The organism is Reichenbachiella sp. (assembly GCF_039941815.1).
GTDB lineage: Bacteria > Bacteroidota > Bacteroidia > Cytophagales > Cyclobacteriaceae > Reichenbachiella.
Genome location: NZ_JBDVDW010000050.1, coordinates 152,871 through 168,005, shown reverse-complemented (window position 1 = coordinate 168,005; position 15,135 = coordinate 152,871). Strand labels below are relative to the sequence as shown.

Sequence of the window (15,135 nt, the reverse complement as noted above, 5' to 3'; positions counted from 1 at the left end):
CCTCGGAGTTCCCCTAATTTTGCAGTTACCTATCGGCTGATAGGTATCGATAAATTCAAAAGGCAGTGAAGACTAAAGGTAAAAAAAAGGAGAAGGTGAATATTGTCACCCTGGGATGTGCAAAAAATCTTGTGGACTCTGAAGTCATCCTTACGCAACTCAAAGGCAATGACATTGATGCCGTACACGAGTCAAAAAAAAATGATGCCACAACCGTTATTGTCAACACCTGTGGGTTTATTGAAAATGCCAAACAAGAATCCATAGACACCATCTTGAAATTTGTAGATGCAAAGGAAGAAGGGCATATTGAAAAATTGTACGTCACGGGCTGCCTTTCGCATCGATATAAGGATGATTTGGCCAAAGAAATCCCCAACGTAGATGAGTATTTTGGCACGACTGATCTCAAAGCTATTTTGGCTAAGTTCAAAGCGGATTATAAACATGAGTTGATCGGAGAACGGGAAACATCCACTGACGAACACTACGCATATTTGAAGATATCGGAAGGTTGTGATCGCCCATGCTCATTCTGCGCGATTCCGCTTATGCGAGGCAAGCACGTATCCCGACCAATTGAAGAGCTCGTGACCGAAGCCAAAAACCTGGTAAAGAATGGCGTCAAGGAAATCTTATTGATTGCCCAGGACTCCACCTATTATGGGCTGGATATCTACAAAAAAAGAAACTTATCCGAGCTACTGAGTAAACTCTCCGATATTGAAGGACTCGATTGGATTCGGCTGCATTATGCCTTTCCCACGGGGTTTCCGGAGGACATTTTGGAAATAATGGTAGAAAGGAAAAACATTTGTAGCTACCTCGATATTCCGCTTCAGCATGGATCATCAAAGATTCTCAAATTGATGCGCCGTGGAACTGATCGGCAGAAAACTACGACCTTACTGAAAAAAATACGTGAGCAAGTGCCAGGTATTGCGATCCGCACGACTATGATTGTTGGACATCCAGGAGAGACAGAAGAAGATTTCCAAGAGCTCATGGATTTTGTTGAAGAAAGCAAGTTTGAGAGGCTTGGTGTTTTTGCCTACTCACACGAAGAGGATACACATGCCGGTACAATGGTTGATGATGTACCGGAAGAGGTGAAAAACGAACGAGTGGATGCGCTTATGGAATTGCAAGAAGGCATCTCATTAGAAATCAATGAAGCTAAAATAGGCAATACCTATAAAACACTGATTGATCGAAAAGATGGAGACTATTTTGTGGGCCGCACGGAGTTTGATTCACCAGAAGTGGACAACGAGGTTTTGGTCAGCGCAAAAGATCATTATCTTAGAGTAGGGGATTTTGCTGAAATCAAAATTACTTCGGCCGAGCCGTTCGACCTCTACGGAGAACCAGTTATTTAATATTTGCATGGTTTTGAATCAATTCAGCATCTTATTTAAGGCTGGTGCGTAAAACCTTGCATCTTTAATATTTGGACTAATCTTAACAAAGCATGCAGGTAGAAAAAATTGATCTACACGACACAAATTCATTTTCTGATTTCTTTCTAGACTATCTGGAGAATAAAAAAGAACTAAAAGCATTTTATGGATTACGTCCGTCAATTGACTGTTTTGAAGAGCAAATCAGAAAAAAGCAATTTGCTGATGAAAATAGAAAAGTGCTTTGTGATGTGCTAGAGTCACAATATCAAAATACAAATAAGTCTACTGCTGTTAGTACCAACCTTCAGTTACTAAAAGAGCCAAATACCTACACCATTACCACAGGCCATCAGCTCAATATTTTTACAGGACCACTCTACTTTATTTATAAGATAGCCACTGCTGTCAATGCCTGCAAATCACTCAAACAACAATATCCGGATTACAATTTTGTGCCTGTCTACTGGATGGCATCAGAAGATCATGATTTTGATGAAATATCTTATTTCAACCTTTTCGGCAAAAAATATGAGTGGAAAACAGACCAGAAAGGTGCTGTGGGACGGTACACTAATGATGGACTGGAAACCGTAATTAGCGAACTTCCTGAAAAGGTAGAGTTGTTTGAGCGAGCTTATCTCGAGCAAAACAACCTAGCCGATGCAGTTAGGTACTATGTTAATGAACTTTTTGCTGACGAGGGAGTGGTGGTGTTGGATGCAGACCATGGGCATCTAAAAAAATTATTTGTGCCAGTCATTAAAGACGAACTGTTGACCCGCAAGGCAAACCAACTAGTAGAGTCGACTAACGCAGACCTGGAGGCGCTAGGATACAAACCGCAGATTTATTCGAGGGAAATTAATTTTTTCTATCTAGAAGATGGCAGTCGTGAACGTATTGTAAAAGATGGAGACGGATATCAGGTGAACAACACAACTGTTACTTTTACAGAATCTGAGATTCTAGCTCAGCTAGAACAGCATCCTGAAAGATTCAGTCCCAACGTGGTCATGCGACCACTCTATCAGGAAACTGTATTACCCAATCTTGCATATATAGGAGGCCCTGCTGAAATGGTTTATTGGCTCCAACTACCAAAAGTATTCGAAAATTACAGCATCACATTTCCGATTCTACTACCCAGAAATTTCGCACTTTATATCAATTCGGCTTCAGCCAAAAAGATGGCGAAGTTTGAGTTATCGCCCCAACAAGTATTTAGTAAAGCAGAAGAACTAAAAAGTGAATATTTGGCGAAGTATGGAGAAAAATCTATGAGCCTGAACGGCGAGGTAGGAGATCTCGAAAAGGTGTATGAACAATTGGCCGAAAAGGCGGCAACAGTAGATGCCTCATTGAAAGGGTTTATCGCAGCAGAACATGCCAAAGCCGCTAAGGGCCTTGACAATATAGCCAAACGACTAAAGAAATCAGAGGAGCAAAAACATGAAACAGCATTGAATCAATTGGGGGCCTTGAAAGACAAGCTCTTTCCAGGAGGAGGATTGCAGGAACGCCACGATAATTTTCTTAATTTCTATATCAACAACCCAGACTTCATTAAACAAGTCCTATCGGCTCTTGATGCCTTTGATTTGCGAATGCACGTGATCAAAGAAGCATAAAAAAAGGCAACTCCATATGTAGCAATGGGCTGCCTTTCTCAATACTTTTATTAAGACTCTTAGGCCTTAAAATCAATCTTTCTCATTCTAACTGAGAGTGGAGTTACTTCCACATACTCATCTTTATTGATGTATTCGAGCGCCTCTTCCAATGAGAATTTCTTTGGAGGAGCAATTTTCATACTCGCATCGGTACCCGATTTTCTCATGTTGGTCAGCTGCTTACCCTTTTGGATGTTTACAGCCAAATCATTAGCCCGTGAATGCTCTCCAATCACCTGGCCTACATACAAATCATCACCAGGAGACACAAAAAATATGCCTCTATCTTGAAGCTTATCTATGGCATAAGAAGTACCAGGCCCAGTTTCCATAGATACTAAAGACCCATTCAATCTTTCAGGAATGTCACCTTTGTAAGGTTCGTATCCATTGAATCTGTGAGTCATCACTGCCTCACCAGCTGTAGCGGTCAATACTTGATTTCTTAATCCAATCAAGCCTCTTGCCGGAATGTTGAATTCCAAATGCTGCACGTCTCCTTTAGGCTCCATGATAGTCAACTCCCCTTTTCTTTTGGTTACCAACTCTATAGCCTTTCCAGACACGTCTTCTGGCACGTCTATTACCAAATGCTCAATTGGCTCATGTTTTTGACCTTCAATTTCTTTATAGATAACCTGTGGCTGACCTACCTGTAGTTCATAGCCCTCACGACGCATAGTTTCGATCAGGACGGACAAGTGAAGAACTCCACGTCCGTAAACCAAAAATTTGTCTTCGCTATCAGTAGCTTCAACTCGAAGTGCAAGGTTTTTCTCAATTTCCTTCATCAATCGGTCCCTCAAGTGTCTTGAGGTTACGTATTTTCCCTCTTTACCAAAGAAAGGAGAATTGTTGATGGTAAAGAGCATATTCATAGTAGGCTCATCGACTCCCACTCTATCCAATGGTTCTGGATTGTCAAAATCGGTAATGGTATCGCCGATTTCAAAGTCGTCGATTCCGGTTACTGCGCAGATGTCTCCACACTCTACTTTATCTACACTTCTTTTTCCCAGACCTTCAAATATGTGTAGTTCTTTTATTCTAACACGCTTTACTGTGTCATCCTTCTTGGTAAGTCCAAGACTTTGTCCTACGGCAATTGATCCTTGGTGAATCCTTCCAATTGCAATTCTTCCAGTAAATGAGGAAAAGTCCAAAGATGTAATTTTCATTCTCAACACACCTTCTTTTTGTTCTGGTGCCGGAATGGTTTCAATAATCGTATCTAGTAGTGGCTCAAGATTGTCTGTCTCGTTTTTCCAATCGTGGCTCATCCAGCCATTCTTTGAAGATCCATATAGAGTAGGAAAGTCTAATTGGTCTTCGGTGGCTTCCAGGTTAAACATAAGGTCAAATACTTCCTCATGTACTTCATCTGGACGACAGTTTTCTTTGTCGACCTTGTTTACTACCACGATAGGTTTCAACCCAAGACCCAACGCCTTGCTCAGCACGAATCTGGTTTGAGGCATGGCCCCCTCAAAAGCATCGACCAACAGTATCACGCCATCAGCCATACTCAGCACACGCTCTACTTCGCCTCCAAAGTCGGCGTGACCGGGAGTATCAATGATATTGATTTTCACTCCCTTGTATTCTACAGATACATTTTTCGAAAGAATCGTGATTCCACGTTCCCTTTCAAGATCATTTGAATCTAGGATCAACTCATTGTTGTCCTGTGTTCTTTTTGCGTCATTTGCCTGAGCAGCATAAATGATCTTGTCAACCAGGGTTGTCTTTCCGTGGTCAACGTGTGCTATGATAGCAACGTTTCTGATTTCTGTCATCCTTCTTAAAATTAAAGCGCAAAATTACGCCGAATAAATGAGAAGATCAGTGCTTGCTCAATTAATTCATTAATCTAACCTTAGAATAATATGTGAGACTAAAGCTCTTCCAATTCGCCGTCCTGTGAATTGGACATGATAGGAGCAATTATCTTATTTTTAGGAAGGGTCTTGGGTGATTCTTTGGATTCTACACTTCCATGATCCAAAGATGTTGTTGTCATAGCAGCTTCATTTTTCAGCGCATTTTTTGCTGCTATCTTTTTTTCCAGCTCATCTGGATTTCCTACCGTCACATTCCAAAATGGATCTCTAAGATCATAATACTTGTTGTTGTATTGCGTCAGCATGATTTTGACAGCATAGTTGAGCCGGTTGAGTGCATCCGTTTGATAGTCTTTCCTATTCATGGGATGGAAAATGAAAAACTTGATCACGGGAAAAGCTTTTTTTCTAAGATCTCCGAGAATCGAGGTAATACGAATTTCACCCGCATCATTCTCTGCGTTGATTCGCTCCAAGGCATCTTTGCAGAAAGAGGCCAATCCCTTCAAAAGATCAAAGTAAGGCCACACATCGCCATTTTGTTCCTTTTTTTTCTCTTCCACATAATCCTCGCAGAAGACCTTTAGAATATTGAGTTGTGGTATACAAAGAGCGGGCTGAGTATAGACATTGGGTTGCCACAGAATTTCTCTGAATGTGAATATTGAAGGCAACAATTCTGTATCGTAATTTTCTTCCTTTTTTAAATTCAGAAGATCAAGTGATTTTAAGTTCGCAATAGTGATTTCGCCAGCCACCAACTCATAGATCCATTCTTCGCCTTCTTTGGCGGTCTTAGGCTTAGGAACAAGTTCCATAAACTCCCAAATTTCGTTTAAATCTATTTTCATGAATTAAATCACCCAATAGTGCATGCTAAACAAATATATCTTAAAGCAGATTAATATTAGCTGTAATGTACAATTTTGAAGACCTTAGAATGTAGCGTAACATAAATAGGTGATTCAACTGTATTGAAGCCAATAGCAGCAAGGCAAATATTTGATTGGCGACCAACTCTATGTCTGCAGCCTGAGTGATTGTGCAATTAAAAGTCTCCTTATTACAGTGCTACATTTTCCAGTGGCATGAGTTAATACCAGATATAACTCATTCCTATGAAATTATTGACGGCTGCCTGAAATAGGATTGATATTGAATTAATCTCTTGGTTTTTCATGCCTTAGAGGTGAAATTATAGTTCTGATCACGAAGTCACAGTACACAGCATATGATAAGAATAAATAGAATTAGATAAATTAATTTGTAATTACAAAATATGTAACAACATATAAAATTTTACGTTAAGCCTGATATTATGAGTGTAGAGATAGTAAGCAAACATCATCAAGCTCAAGGAGCATTTGATTTTGGAAGAATAAGAGAGAATAAGCCTATAGGCTTTCCTCATGAAAAAGGGGGAGCAACTTCGATGTCCAATCTTTTTTATTGGGCTCATGCCTGGTCGGATACGGGAGGCCTAATTGATACACATCCACACCAAGGATTCGAAATCATGTCTTATGTCATATCAGGGCAATTGTCCCATTATGATACAAAATTTGATCGATGGTTGGGCCTTAATCAAGGAGATGCTCAGGTAATCAGAGCGGGCAACGGAATATCTCATGCTGAGAAGGTTCTTCCAGGTGGAGAATTTTTTCAAATCTGGTTTGACCCAAACCTAAGTAAGTCATTGAAGAAAGAGGCTACCTATTCAGATATTAAGAGCATGGAGTTTCCTGTGGTCGATATGAGCAACGGAAAATCAAAGACTATCATTGGAGAAGGGTCGCCAATGGAAATAGATACCGAGGGAATATCTGTTCTGGATATATCAGAAATAAAGTCCGGACAATGGTCTATGTCCCTACAAAAGGATGCTGTTTACAGTATCTATGTCTTGAAAGGAGAAGGAAAGTACAATCAAGGGGCAATTGCTCAGGATGATTTCATGATTGTAAAAAATGAAGATAACATAGATATTCAGTTTGATTCTGAAGCTCGACTTTTTGTTATAAAATCACCAGCAAATGTTTCGTACACCACTTACGCTGAGAGCCAGGGGGCCTTCGCATAAATGTATTAAGGCTGATTATATAATCAGCCTTTTTTTCCTCTGGTACCTCCAAATTTGAGAGCAAGACCTAATCCAAAAATATTTTTGAATTGCCATTTATCTTCAGAGCTTACCAATGTGCCATCCGTATCAAACTTTTCAAATTTAATATCAAAGTCATAAATGATTTGATTGTATATATTGGCAGAAAGCACATCGTTGATTTTCATAGTTAGGGTATTTTCCCAATTCACGTCAACCTTGTTAGGATTCTTGGTGTAATTAGTAAAAAGAATCAAGTTGGAGGTGAGTGATCCGTTTTTGAATATTTCTTTATCAAATGTGGCTATAAATTTGCCTCCAATTTCTGACCTCAATTTATTGCCCGGATCTACACCAAAGGCTCCAGCTGCTGCCAAGCGATCGTCGTTCACAAAGGTGAATTTGCCTGTAAGTGGACTTATGGTAATGCTGAAGTATTCGTTGGGTCTCCAATCAACTCCCATAGAGGCCATTAAATAACCCGGAGCCATGAATTTTGAAATATAATTTTCTTGATTTACATCTTCAGCGCTAAATCCTTTAGCAAATTGGGTTCTGAAGTCGATAGTGGCGTTATAATACCATTTGTCGTTCTCCTTTATTTTTCTGCCATAACTTGAGGTGAATACCAGGCGGTCATCTGCTTTTCTTTGTTTTGACTCTTCTTCTTTGATCACCCCGATACCCATATCGAGTGTGTTTTTCCATAGCACATTTTTTCGCTTATAGTCAAAGAAGTACTTAAAGTTAGTAGCTGCTGAAATCGAACTGGACCCTCCAGCCGACCAGTTAGTCAAAGTAGCCTGAGTGAAATTGATTCCGAACGCTCCTCCTTTGTTCCAGTAGGTGGTATCAGTTTGTGCAAATAGCGACGACGAAACCATCACTAAAATGGCAATAAAAAAGAATCTCATTTGTTATGTTTTGATAAATTAGTCGATGTTTTACGGCGCAAAGGTATGATTTTTTCAAAAATCACTCCTATTTGGAAATTTAAACATAAGTATTCACCTTGGCGTCCTGTTCCTTGAGTACGCGTCTTAGAATTTTACCCACATTTGATTTTGGTAGTTCATCCACGAATTCTATATGCTTTGGACATTTGTATCCAGTTAGAATTTCATGAGCATGCGCCTTGATTTCTTCTACCGTGAGAGAATCATCTTTTTTGACTATGAATATTTTTACAGCCTCCGTGGATTTTGGATCTGGTACACCGATGGCTCCAACTTCCAATACCTTATCGTGACTGGCGATTGCGCCCTCCACCTCGTTAGGATAGACATTGAACCCTGAAACCAGTATCATTTCTTTTTTCCTATCCACAATCTTAATAAAGCCATCTTTATCAATCACAGCGACGTCACCAGTCTTAAACCATTCTCCATGCATAACCTGAGCGGTATCATCTGGCCTTTGCCAATATCCTTTCATTACCTGCGGCCCCTTAGCACATAATTCGCCTGGTTCTCCCATGGGTACCTCATTGCCCTCGTCATCTAGCATTTTTATTTCAGTACTGGATATCGGGAGACCTATTGTCCCTGTACGATCCGTCCCATCTAGTGGGTTGATGGTAAGGACCGGAGAGGTCTCTGTCAAACCATATCCTTCTGCGAGCGAAGAACCCGTAACCTTCAGCCATTTTTCAGCTACCACTTTTTGTACGGCCATTCCACCACCAAAGGCTACTTTCAATTTTGAAAAATCTAATTTCTCGAAATCATTTTGATTTAAAAGTCCATTGAATAGTGTGTTCACCCCGGTAATCACCGAAAATTGGTGTTTACTAAGCTCTTTCACAAAACCCGGCATGTCTCTGGGATTTGTGATTAGAACATTCTTTGCACCAAGCTTAAACATGACAAGACAGTTGCAAGTAAGTGCAAATACATGGTAGAGAGGCAGGGCAGTGATTACTAGCTCCTGGCCTTCTTTGAGCATGATGCTCATCCAGGCGCATACCTGTTCGAGATTGGATACAAGGTTTCTATGAGAAAGCATGGCTCCCTTAGAAACTCCCGTTGTACCGCCGGTATATTGTAAGAAGGCGATATCATCTCCACTTAGGGTGATCGGGTTAAACTTCGATTTACTACCTAAGCGCAGGGCATGGCCAAAGTGAATACGTCCTGGGATTGAAAAAGACGGAACCATTTTTTTGATTCTTTTGACCACAAAATTGGTGATTGGACCTTTTATACCACCCAATAAGTCTCCAATTTCAGTAGTAATGACAGTTTCGATTTTTGTTTCGGCAAGTATCTCTTCCAGATTACAAGCAAAATTTTCGAGGATGACTATAGCCTTCGCTCCCGAGTCGTTGAATTGATGCTTCATTTCAGCTGAGGTATATAATGGATTGGTATTAACTACCATCAGCCCACAACGTAATGCAGCAAACATAGCTATTGGATATTGGAGAAGATTGGGCATTTGTATCGCTATGGCATCTCCCTTCTGCAATTGTGTATGATTTTGTAAAAAGCTTGCGAATTGATCTACTTTTTCTTTGAGTTCGGAATAAGATAGGCTCTTGCCCATGTTTTCCATGGCGGGCAAATGAGCGTACTTTTCAAAACCAATGTCTAATAAATGAGCAAGCGAATCGTACTCGTCTGGATTGATTTGTTCAGGAATTCCCTTAGGGTAGTGTTTATACCAATTGTGCGTGGCCATGTTGTTTTGTTAGTGCTCTTGAATATTTCTATGCTGGATAGAAATAAAAATTGAAAAATCCATTAAAGATGAGCAATGAGAGGTGAATTATCAACAATGTTTGCGCTACTTTTTTTACTTCAATGGCTATAAATGAAAAAAGTCTGGTAAACCAGACTCTTTCATTAAACAACATTAACCCAAAAATGATGCTGTAGGAGAAGGATTCGAACCTTCACGGAGTGGTTAGCTTCAATTGCTTGAAATTTATTCCAGTTCCCCACCCCCGAGAGAGGAGGGCATGGCTGCCTGTTTCATCACCCTACAGTATAAAAACAAAGAACGTCTTTTCGTTTGTTTTGATAATTCAAAAGTACTAAATCGACGTCAATGCTGAAAATATTTCATCAAAACCTAGGAATAAATACATTATTTTTACTTTTTTACATCCTTTATTGGAAAAATAATAATCGTAGTATTGAAAAAGGTGCTCTTATTACGAAATATGTATCGAGATAATGAGTTGAGCAGAATGGGCCTGATTATTTGTAAGAGAGTAAGTCTATAAATGAAAAAAGTCTGGTAAACCAGACTCTTTCATTAAACAACATTAACCCAAAAATGATGGCTGTAGGAGAAGGATTCGAACCTCCACGGAGTAGTTAGTCGCAAGGAGCGATTTGTCCCAATTCTCCACCCCCGAGATAGGAGGGCATGGCTGCCTATTTCATCACCCTACAGTATAAAACAAAGAACATGTTTTTCATTTGTTTTGATATGGTAAAATTAATGAAATGGACGATATATTAAAAATATCACATAAAAAAGGCAAAAAATTTACATTTTATCTAATATATATTTAATATTGTTGAATAATTAATAAAATCAGTATTGAATCATGCCGAAAAATTACGAAATTGATGAAGTGGATCTGAAAATCCTTTCTCATTTGATGCTAGATGCAAAAACACCGTATACAGAAATAGCCAAAAAAGTATATGTATCCGGAGGTACCGTGCATGTGAGAATGAAGAAAATGGAAGAGCTTGGCGTGGTGAAAGGAACCACGCTTCAATTAGACTATTCCAAGCTAGGTTTTGATGTGACTTGTTTTCTTGGCATCTACCTACAGAAAAGCTCACTATATGATACCGTAGTTGAGAAATTGAGAGAGATTCCAGAAATAGTTAAAATTCATTATACCACGGGTAACTATAATATCTTCATCAAAATTCATTGTCGTGACACAAACCATTTAAGAGAGGTGTTACATGACAAAATTCAGAAAGTGGAAGGTATCGATAGAACTGAGACTTTCATTTCCTTAGACGAAAGTATGAGTCGACCGATTCAATTGGGATAATTATTCTCCATAGCTATGGTGGTTTAAGTCAAGGCTGTTATTTTTGACTCAAACGACACAAGAATGAAAAAAGCCCATATTGGAGAAAAGAGTTTTGAAGTAGACCAATCTCAGAATGAATTCCACATCGATGGTCAGCCATTTCAGTTTGACCTGGCCAAATCAGGGAATGGAGACCTTCATCTATTGGTCAATAACAAGTCCTATCAGGCGAAAGTACTCTCCATTGATAAAGAAGAAAAAACAGTAGAGCTAAAGGTGAATAACACACCTTATACTGTGAATATCAAAGACAATCTTGATTTGCTACTAGCCAAACTTGGCATGGAGTCTTCCAGCCAGGCTGGGGCCAAAGAAGTGAAAGCGCCAATGCCCGGACTTATCATTGATGTCTTGGTAGAACGAGGACAGGAGGTAAAAAAGGGAGATCACTTGCTGATTTTGGAAGCCATGAAGATGGAAAATGTCATAAAATGCCCAACGGATGGCGTAATCACAGAACTTTATTCAAGCAAAGGAGAAAGTGTTGAAAAAGGAAAAATTTTACTTTCATTATAAACGTCACGTTTCGTTTTCCCTCTTATCTTTGTGAAATTTTTGTCTAACACTCTAATGGTAAATCTCCGATGAAGTATAAAAGAATATTGTTGAAATTAAGTGGTGAAGCCCTTATGGGGGATAAGCAATATGGAATTGATGCCACCAGACTTGAACAATATGTAAAAGAGATCAAAGAAGTAAAGGAACAGGGTGTAGAAATCGCCATCGTCATTGGAGGGGGTAATATTTTTAGAGGTGTACAAGCAGAAAGCTCTGGAATAGACCGAGTACAAGGAGATTATATGGGCATGCTTGCCACCGTTATCAACGCCATGGCACTACAGTCAGCATTGGAGAAAGCCGGATTGTATACCCGCCTGATGTCAGGGATCAAAATTGAAGAAGTTTGTGAGCCATTTATTAAGCGTAGAGCGGTGCGGCACCTTGAAAAAGGTAGAATAGTCATCTTCGGAGCTGGAATTGGTAACCCATACTTCACTACGGATTCTACGGCTAGCCTGAGAGCCATCGAAATGGAAGCTGATGTAGTCCTAAAAGGAACAAGAGTGGATGGAGTCTATACGGCCGATCCAGAGAAAGATCCTACAGCGACCAAATTCTCCAAAATCAGTTTTCAGGATGTTTATGAAAAAGGACTTAATGTAATGGATATGACGGCATTTACCCTATGCCAGGAAAACAACCTGCCAATTATCGTTTTTGACATGAACAAAGCCGATAATTTAAAAGCAATTGTCTCGGGAGAAGAAGTTGGAACACTGATATCATAATTTGAGTTTTATAGAATTATTATATTTGAAAAAAAGAATTGAGTAAATAGTAATTGTCATGGAAGAAATTGAAATGTTTTTGGAAGAAGCTAAAGAGTTGATGGATAATTCCGTTAAGCACTGCAAGCAAGAACTTTTGAAAATCAGAGCTGGCAAAGCCATGCCAAACATGCTGGATGGTTTGATGGTAGAGTATTATGGTGCCATGACACCCATAAACCAGGTAGCTTCAGTGAGCACTCCTGATGCGAGAACACTTTCGGTAAAGCCATTTGAAAAGAGCATAATTGGTGAAATAGAAAAGTCAATTATCAATAGTGATCTAGGACTGAACCCACAAAATGATGGAGAGCAGATCAGGATCAATATTCCGATGTTGACCGAAGAACGTAGATTGAATCTTATGAAACTGGTAAGATCGGAGGCTGAGAATGGAAAAGTTAGCGTGCGGAATGTAAGAAAAGAAACCAATGACTCAATAAAAGCACTGATCAAAGAAGGAGCCTCTGAAGACGCAGTAAAAAGTGCCGAATCAGATGTGCAGAAGCTTACAGATCAGCATGTAACCCAGATTGATGAGCTAGTGGTAGAAAAAGAAAAAGATATAATGACGATATAGACTATTGATAGAATTTCTTTCCATCAATAAAGTTTTCGACCTCATTGGGCACTAGGTATTTAATCGAGTGTCCTTTTTTTATTTTATCGCGGATAAATGTGGCGGAAATGTCTAATAATGGAGCCTCAACAAAATGTATCCGATTTGAACTCTTAATTTTTGGAGCTTCACCATTTGGTCTCGGGTATACTAGCAAATCATGATGCTCGAGGATAGTTTGATAGTTTTTCCATTTGTGAAATGAGGCCAGGTTATCTCCGCCGATGATAAGGGAAAATTCCTTTTCCGGAAATTTCTCGCTCAATACGGCAAGAGTATGAGCAGTATAACTAGGCCGTGGCAAATGAAACTCAATGTCACATGTTCTAAATTTAGGCTGGCTAGCAATGGCGGCCTCCACCATGTCCAATCGGTCGAATTCGTGTAGAAGGTTGTTGTTTTTTTTGAATGGATTTTGTGGACTTACTACAAACCAAAGCTCATCTATACGACCACAATCCAACATCGTCTGAGCTATAATCATATGACCAATATGAATAGGATTGAATGAGCCAAAAAAAAGTCCGACTTTCATAAGTCTAATGTAGTTCTTATTTCAAAAAATCAGTAATCATCTGTTCCGCATGAATAAGAGAATCTTCAAGTTTGTCATTGACCAGGGTGATATCAAATTTGTCTTCAAATGACATTTCAAACTTGGCTTTATATAATCTTCGAGATAGACTGTCATCGTCTTCTGTACCTCTATCTTTAAGTCGCTCGGCCAGTACATCCATGTCCCGGACTTTTACAAAAATAGACAACGCTTCATCTCCAAAATACTCTTTGAGACTTATACCTCCTTTTACATCTACATCAAAAATCACATGATGCCCTTTCGCCCATATTCGGTCAATCTCTGATTTTAATGTACCATAAAAATTGCCCTCATAGACTTCTTCCCACTCTATGAATTCATTTTTGTCGATTTTAGTTTTAAACTCTTCAGGACTTAGAAAGTGATAATCCTTTCCATTGGTTTCTGACCTTCCTCGGCGATCTCGGGTTGAGGCAGAAATTGAAAATTCTATTTCAGGAAACTTGGATAGGATGTGTTTGACTATAGTGGTTTTACCGGATCCGGAGGGAGCCGAAAAAATAATGGCTTTGCCTTTTTGCATGTACTAAGCTGATTTTGCGATTTTCATTTTTATGGCGTCAGCAAGTCCCTCTGGAACCTCCTGGCTTGCCAATTTCAATTGCAAAACTTTCTTAAGTTCTTGGTCAAGATTATATTTTTCAAGGCATTTCAAACACATGCTCAAATGCCTTTTCAAATAAACTTCCTGAGATCTACTGGCTTCTCCATCCACTACAGATTGGATCAAATCCAAGTACTCCGTGCATTTTGCCATGCCCGTTCGGAGTTTCATTTCCAGCACCAATTTTTTTAAGCTCACAATCGCCGCAAATTTAAATATTAATATCCCATGCTTTGTGCATAAGATTGCAATTTTTCTTTCAACAAATTTCTTGCTCTATGTAGCCTGGACCGAACAGTGCCTATGGGAATGTCCAGGATTTTGGCCATTTCTTCGTAGGTAAAGCCTTCCAGATCACAAAGAATAATCACAGTTCGGAAATCGACATCCAATGCGCTCAACGCATTTGATATTTCGTCACCAATTAGGTTTTTTACAGTATCGATTCTCAAATCTGTGGTTACAGACTTCTGAGTGCCCTCAGAATTGTAGTAACCCTCCACTTCTTGATAATCGACTTTGGCAGGTTGTTTACTTTTCTTCCTAAAGTCGTTAATGAAGCTGTTTTTCATGATTCTGAACAGCCAGGCTTTGGCATTAGTTCCTTGATGAAAGGAATTAATAAAACGATACGATTTCATGAAGGTGTCTTGTACCAAATCTTTGGCATCATCTTCATCATAAGTGAGCCGATGTGCAAAGTTGTACATAGCATGTATATTAGGCATAAACTCCTCATTGAAGATTTTATCCTTTATACTGTCGGAATAGTTGTTCTTGGTTGACGATTCTTCCATTGGTCTTGATTGATGTCCAAATATATGTATGAACACACAATCCTACGTTCTTAAATTTATACGGTTTTGTTGAGTTAATAAATTTTTTGAACAGTTAAACGACGACACTAC

General features: G+C 39.3%; 15 protein-coding genes. 7 read left to right on the top strand and 8 right to left on the bottom strand.

The window, feature by feature from the left end:
* The first annotated feature begins 65 nt into the window (after nucleotides 1-65).
* Complete coding sequence (rimO, locus tag ABJF11_RS11570; protein ID WP_348120014.1) at nucleotides 66-1,379, top strand: 30S ribosomal protein S12 methylthiotransferase RimO; 1,314 nt, start codon at nucleotides 66-68, stop codon at nucleotides 1,377-1,379.
* 92 nt (nucleotides 1,380-1,471) lie between these two features.
* Complete coding sequence (gene bshC, locus ABJF11_RS11565) at nucleotides 1,472-3,031, top strand: bacillithiol biosynthesis cysteine-adding enzyme BshC (protein ID WP_348120013.1); 1,560 nt, start codon at nucleotides 1,472-1,474, stop codon at nucleotides 3,029-3,031.
* A gap of 59 nt (nucleotides 3,032-3,090) precedes the next feature.
* Here the strand turns inward: bshC and typA are convergent, their stop codons facing one another.
* Both typA and ABJF11_RS11555 read right to left on the bottom strand, forming a co-directional pair.
* Complete coding sequence (typA, locus tag ABJF11_RS11560; RefSeq protein WP_348120012.1) at nucleotides 3,091-4,869, bottom strand: translational GTPase TypA; 1,779 nt, start codon at nucleotides 4,867-4,869, stop codon at nucleotides 3,091-3,093.
* Between the two features lie 98 nt (nucleotides 4,870-4,967).
* Nucleotides 4,968-5,765: a hypothetical protein gene (locus ABJF11_RS11555; protein WP_348120011.1), complete on the bottom strand. Its 798-nt coding sequence runs from the start codon at nucleotides 5,763-5,765 to the stop codon at nucleotides 4,968-4,970.
* Nucleotides 5,766-6,232: 467 nt separating this feature from the next.
* On the opposite strand from ABJF11_RS11555, the gene ABJF11_RS11550 reads away from it, so the two are divergent.
* Entirely contained in the window at nucleotides 6,233-6,994 is a 762-nt protein-coding gene (locus tag ABJF11_RS11550; protein WP_348120010.1) for a pirin family protein, read from the top strand.
* Nucleotides 6,995-7,017: 23 nt separating this feature from the next.
* Here the strand turns inward: ABJF11_RS11550 and ABJF11_RS11545 are convergent, their stop codons facing one another.
* Both ABJF11_RS11545 and ABJF11_RS11540 read right to left on the bottom strand, forming a co-directional pair.
* Nucleotides 7,018-7,929 carry a DUF3078 domain-containing protein gene (locus ABJF11_RS11545; protein WP_348120009.1) on the bottom strand — a complete coding sequence of 304 codons (912 nt, stop codon included), beginning with the start codon at nucleotides 7,927-7,929 and terminating at the stop codon, nucleotides 7,018-7,020.
* A 79-nt stretch (nucleotides 7,930-8,008) separates the two neighbouring features.
* Nucleotides 8,009-9,694 carry an AMP-binding protein gene (locus ABJF11_RS11540; protein WP_348120008.1) on the bottom strand — a complete coding sequence of 562 codons (1,686 nt, stop codon included), beginning with the start codon at nucleotides 9,692-9,694 and terminating at the stop codon, nucleotides 8,009-8,011.
* An 877-nt stretch (nucleotides 9,695-10,571) separates the two neighbouring features.
* Here ABJF11_RS11540 and ABJF11_RS11535 point away from each other — a divergent pair.
* The 4 genes from ABJF11_RS11535 (at nucleotide 10,572) to frr (ending at nucleotide 12,986) form a co-directional block, all read left to right on the top strand.
* The gene (locus ABJF11_RS11535) at nucleotides 10,572-11,036 is read left to right on the top strand and encodes an Lrp/AsnC ligand binding domain-containing protein (protein ID WP_348120007.1); all 465 of its coding nucleotides are present in this window, start codon (nucleotides 10,572-10,574) and stop codon (nucleotides 11,034-11,036) included.
* A 63-nt stretch (nucleotides 11,037-11,099) separates the two neighbouring features.
* On the top strand, nucleotides 11,100-11,594 hold the full coding sequence (locus ABJF11_RS11530; protein ID WP_348120006.1) for a biotin/lipoyl-containing protein: 495 nt from the start codon (nucleotides 11,100-11,102) through the stop codon (nucleotides 11,592-11,594).
* A gap of 68 nt (nucleotides 11,595-11,662) precedes the next feature.
* On the top strand, nucleotides 11,663-12,367 hold the full coding sequence (pyrH, locus tag ABJF11_RS11525; RefSeq protein WP_348120005.1) for a UMP kinase: 705 nt from the start codon (nucleotides 11,663-11,665) through the stop codon (nucleotides 12,365-12,367).
* Between the two features lie 58 nt (nucleotides 12,368-12,425).
* Complete coding sequence (gene frr / locus ABJF11_RS11520; RefSeq protein ID WP_348120004.1) at nucleotides 12,426-12,986, top strand: ribosome recycling factor; 561 nt, start codon at nucleotides 12,426-12,428, stop codon at nucleotides 12,984-12,986.
* 1 nt (nucleotide 12,987) lies between these two features.
* On the opposite strand, the gene nadD is transcribed toward frr, so the two are convergent.
* Genes nadD through ABJF11_RS11500 form a run of 4 tightly spaced genes read right to left on the bottom strand, consistent with a single transcriptional unit; the run spans nucleotide 12,988 to nucleotide 15,024 of the window.
* Nucleotides 12,988-13,560 carry a nicotinate (nicotinamide) nucleotide adenylyltransferase gene (gene nadD / locus ABJF11_RS11515; protein ID WP_348120003.1) on the bottom strand — a complete coding sequence of 191 codons (573 nt, stop codon included), beginning with the start codon at nucleotides 13,558-13,560 and terminating at the stop codon, nucleotides 12,988-12,990.
* A gap of 16 nt (nucleotides 13,561-13,576) precedes the next feature.
* The gene (gmk, locus tag ABJF11_RS11510; protein WP_348120002.1) at nucleotides 13,577-14,146 is read right to left on the bottom strand and encodes a guanylate kinase; all 570 of its coding nucleotides are present in this window, start codon (nucleotides 14,144-14,146) and stop codon (nucleotides 13,577-13,579) included.
* 3 nt (nucleotides 14,147-14,149) lie between these two features.
* Nucleotides 14,150-14,425 (bottom strand): zf-HC2 domain-containing protein, encoded by a 276-nt coding sequence (locus ABJF11_RS11505; protein WP_348120001.1) that lies wholly within the window; start codon nucleotides 14,423-14,425, stop codon nucleotides 14,150-14,152.
* A gap of 20 nt (nucleotides 14,426-14,445) precedes the next feature.
* Nucleotides 14,446-15,024 (bottom strand): sigma-70 family RNA polymerase sigma factor, encoded by a 579-nt coding sequence (locus ABJF11_RS11500; protein ID WP_348120000.1) that lies wholly within the window; start codon nucleotides 15,022-15,024, stop codon nucleotides 14,446-14,448.
* Nucleotides 15,025-15,135: the final 111 nt, after the last annotated feature.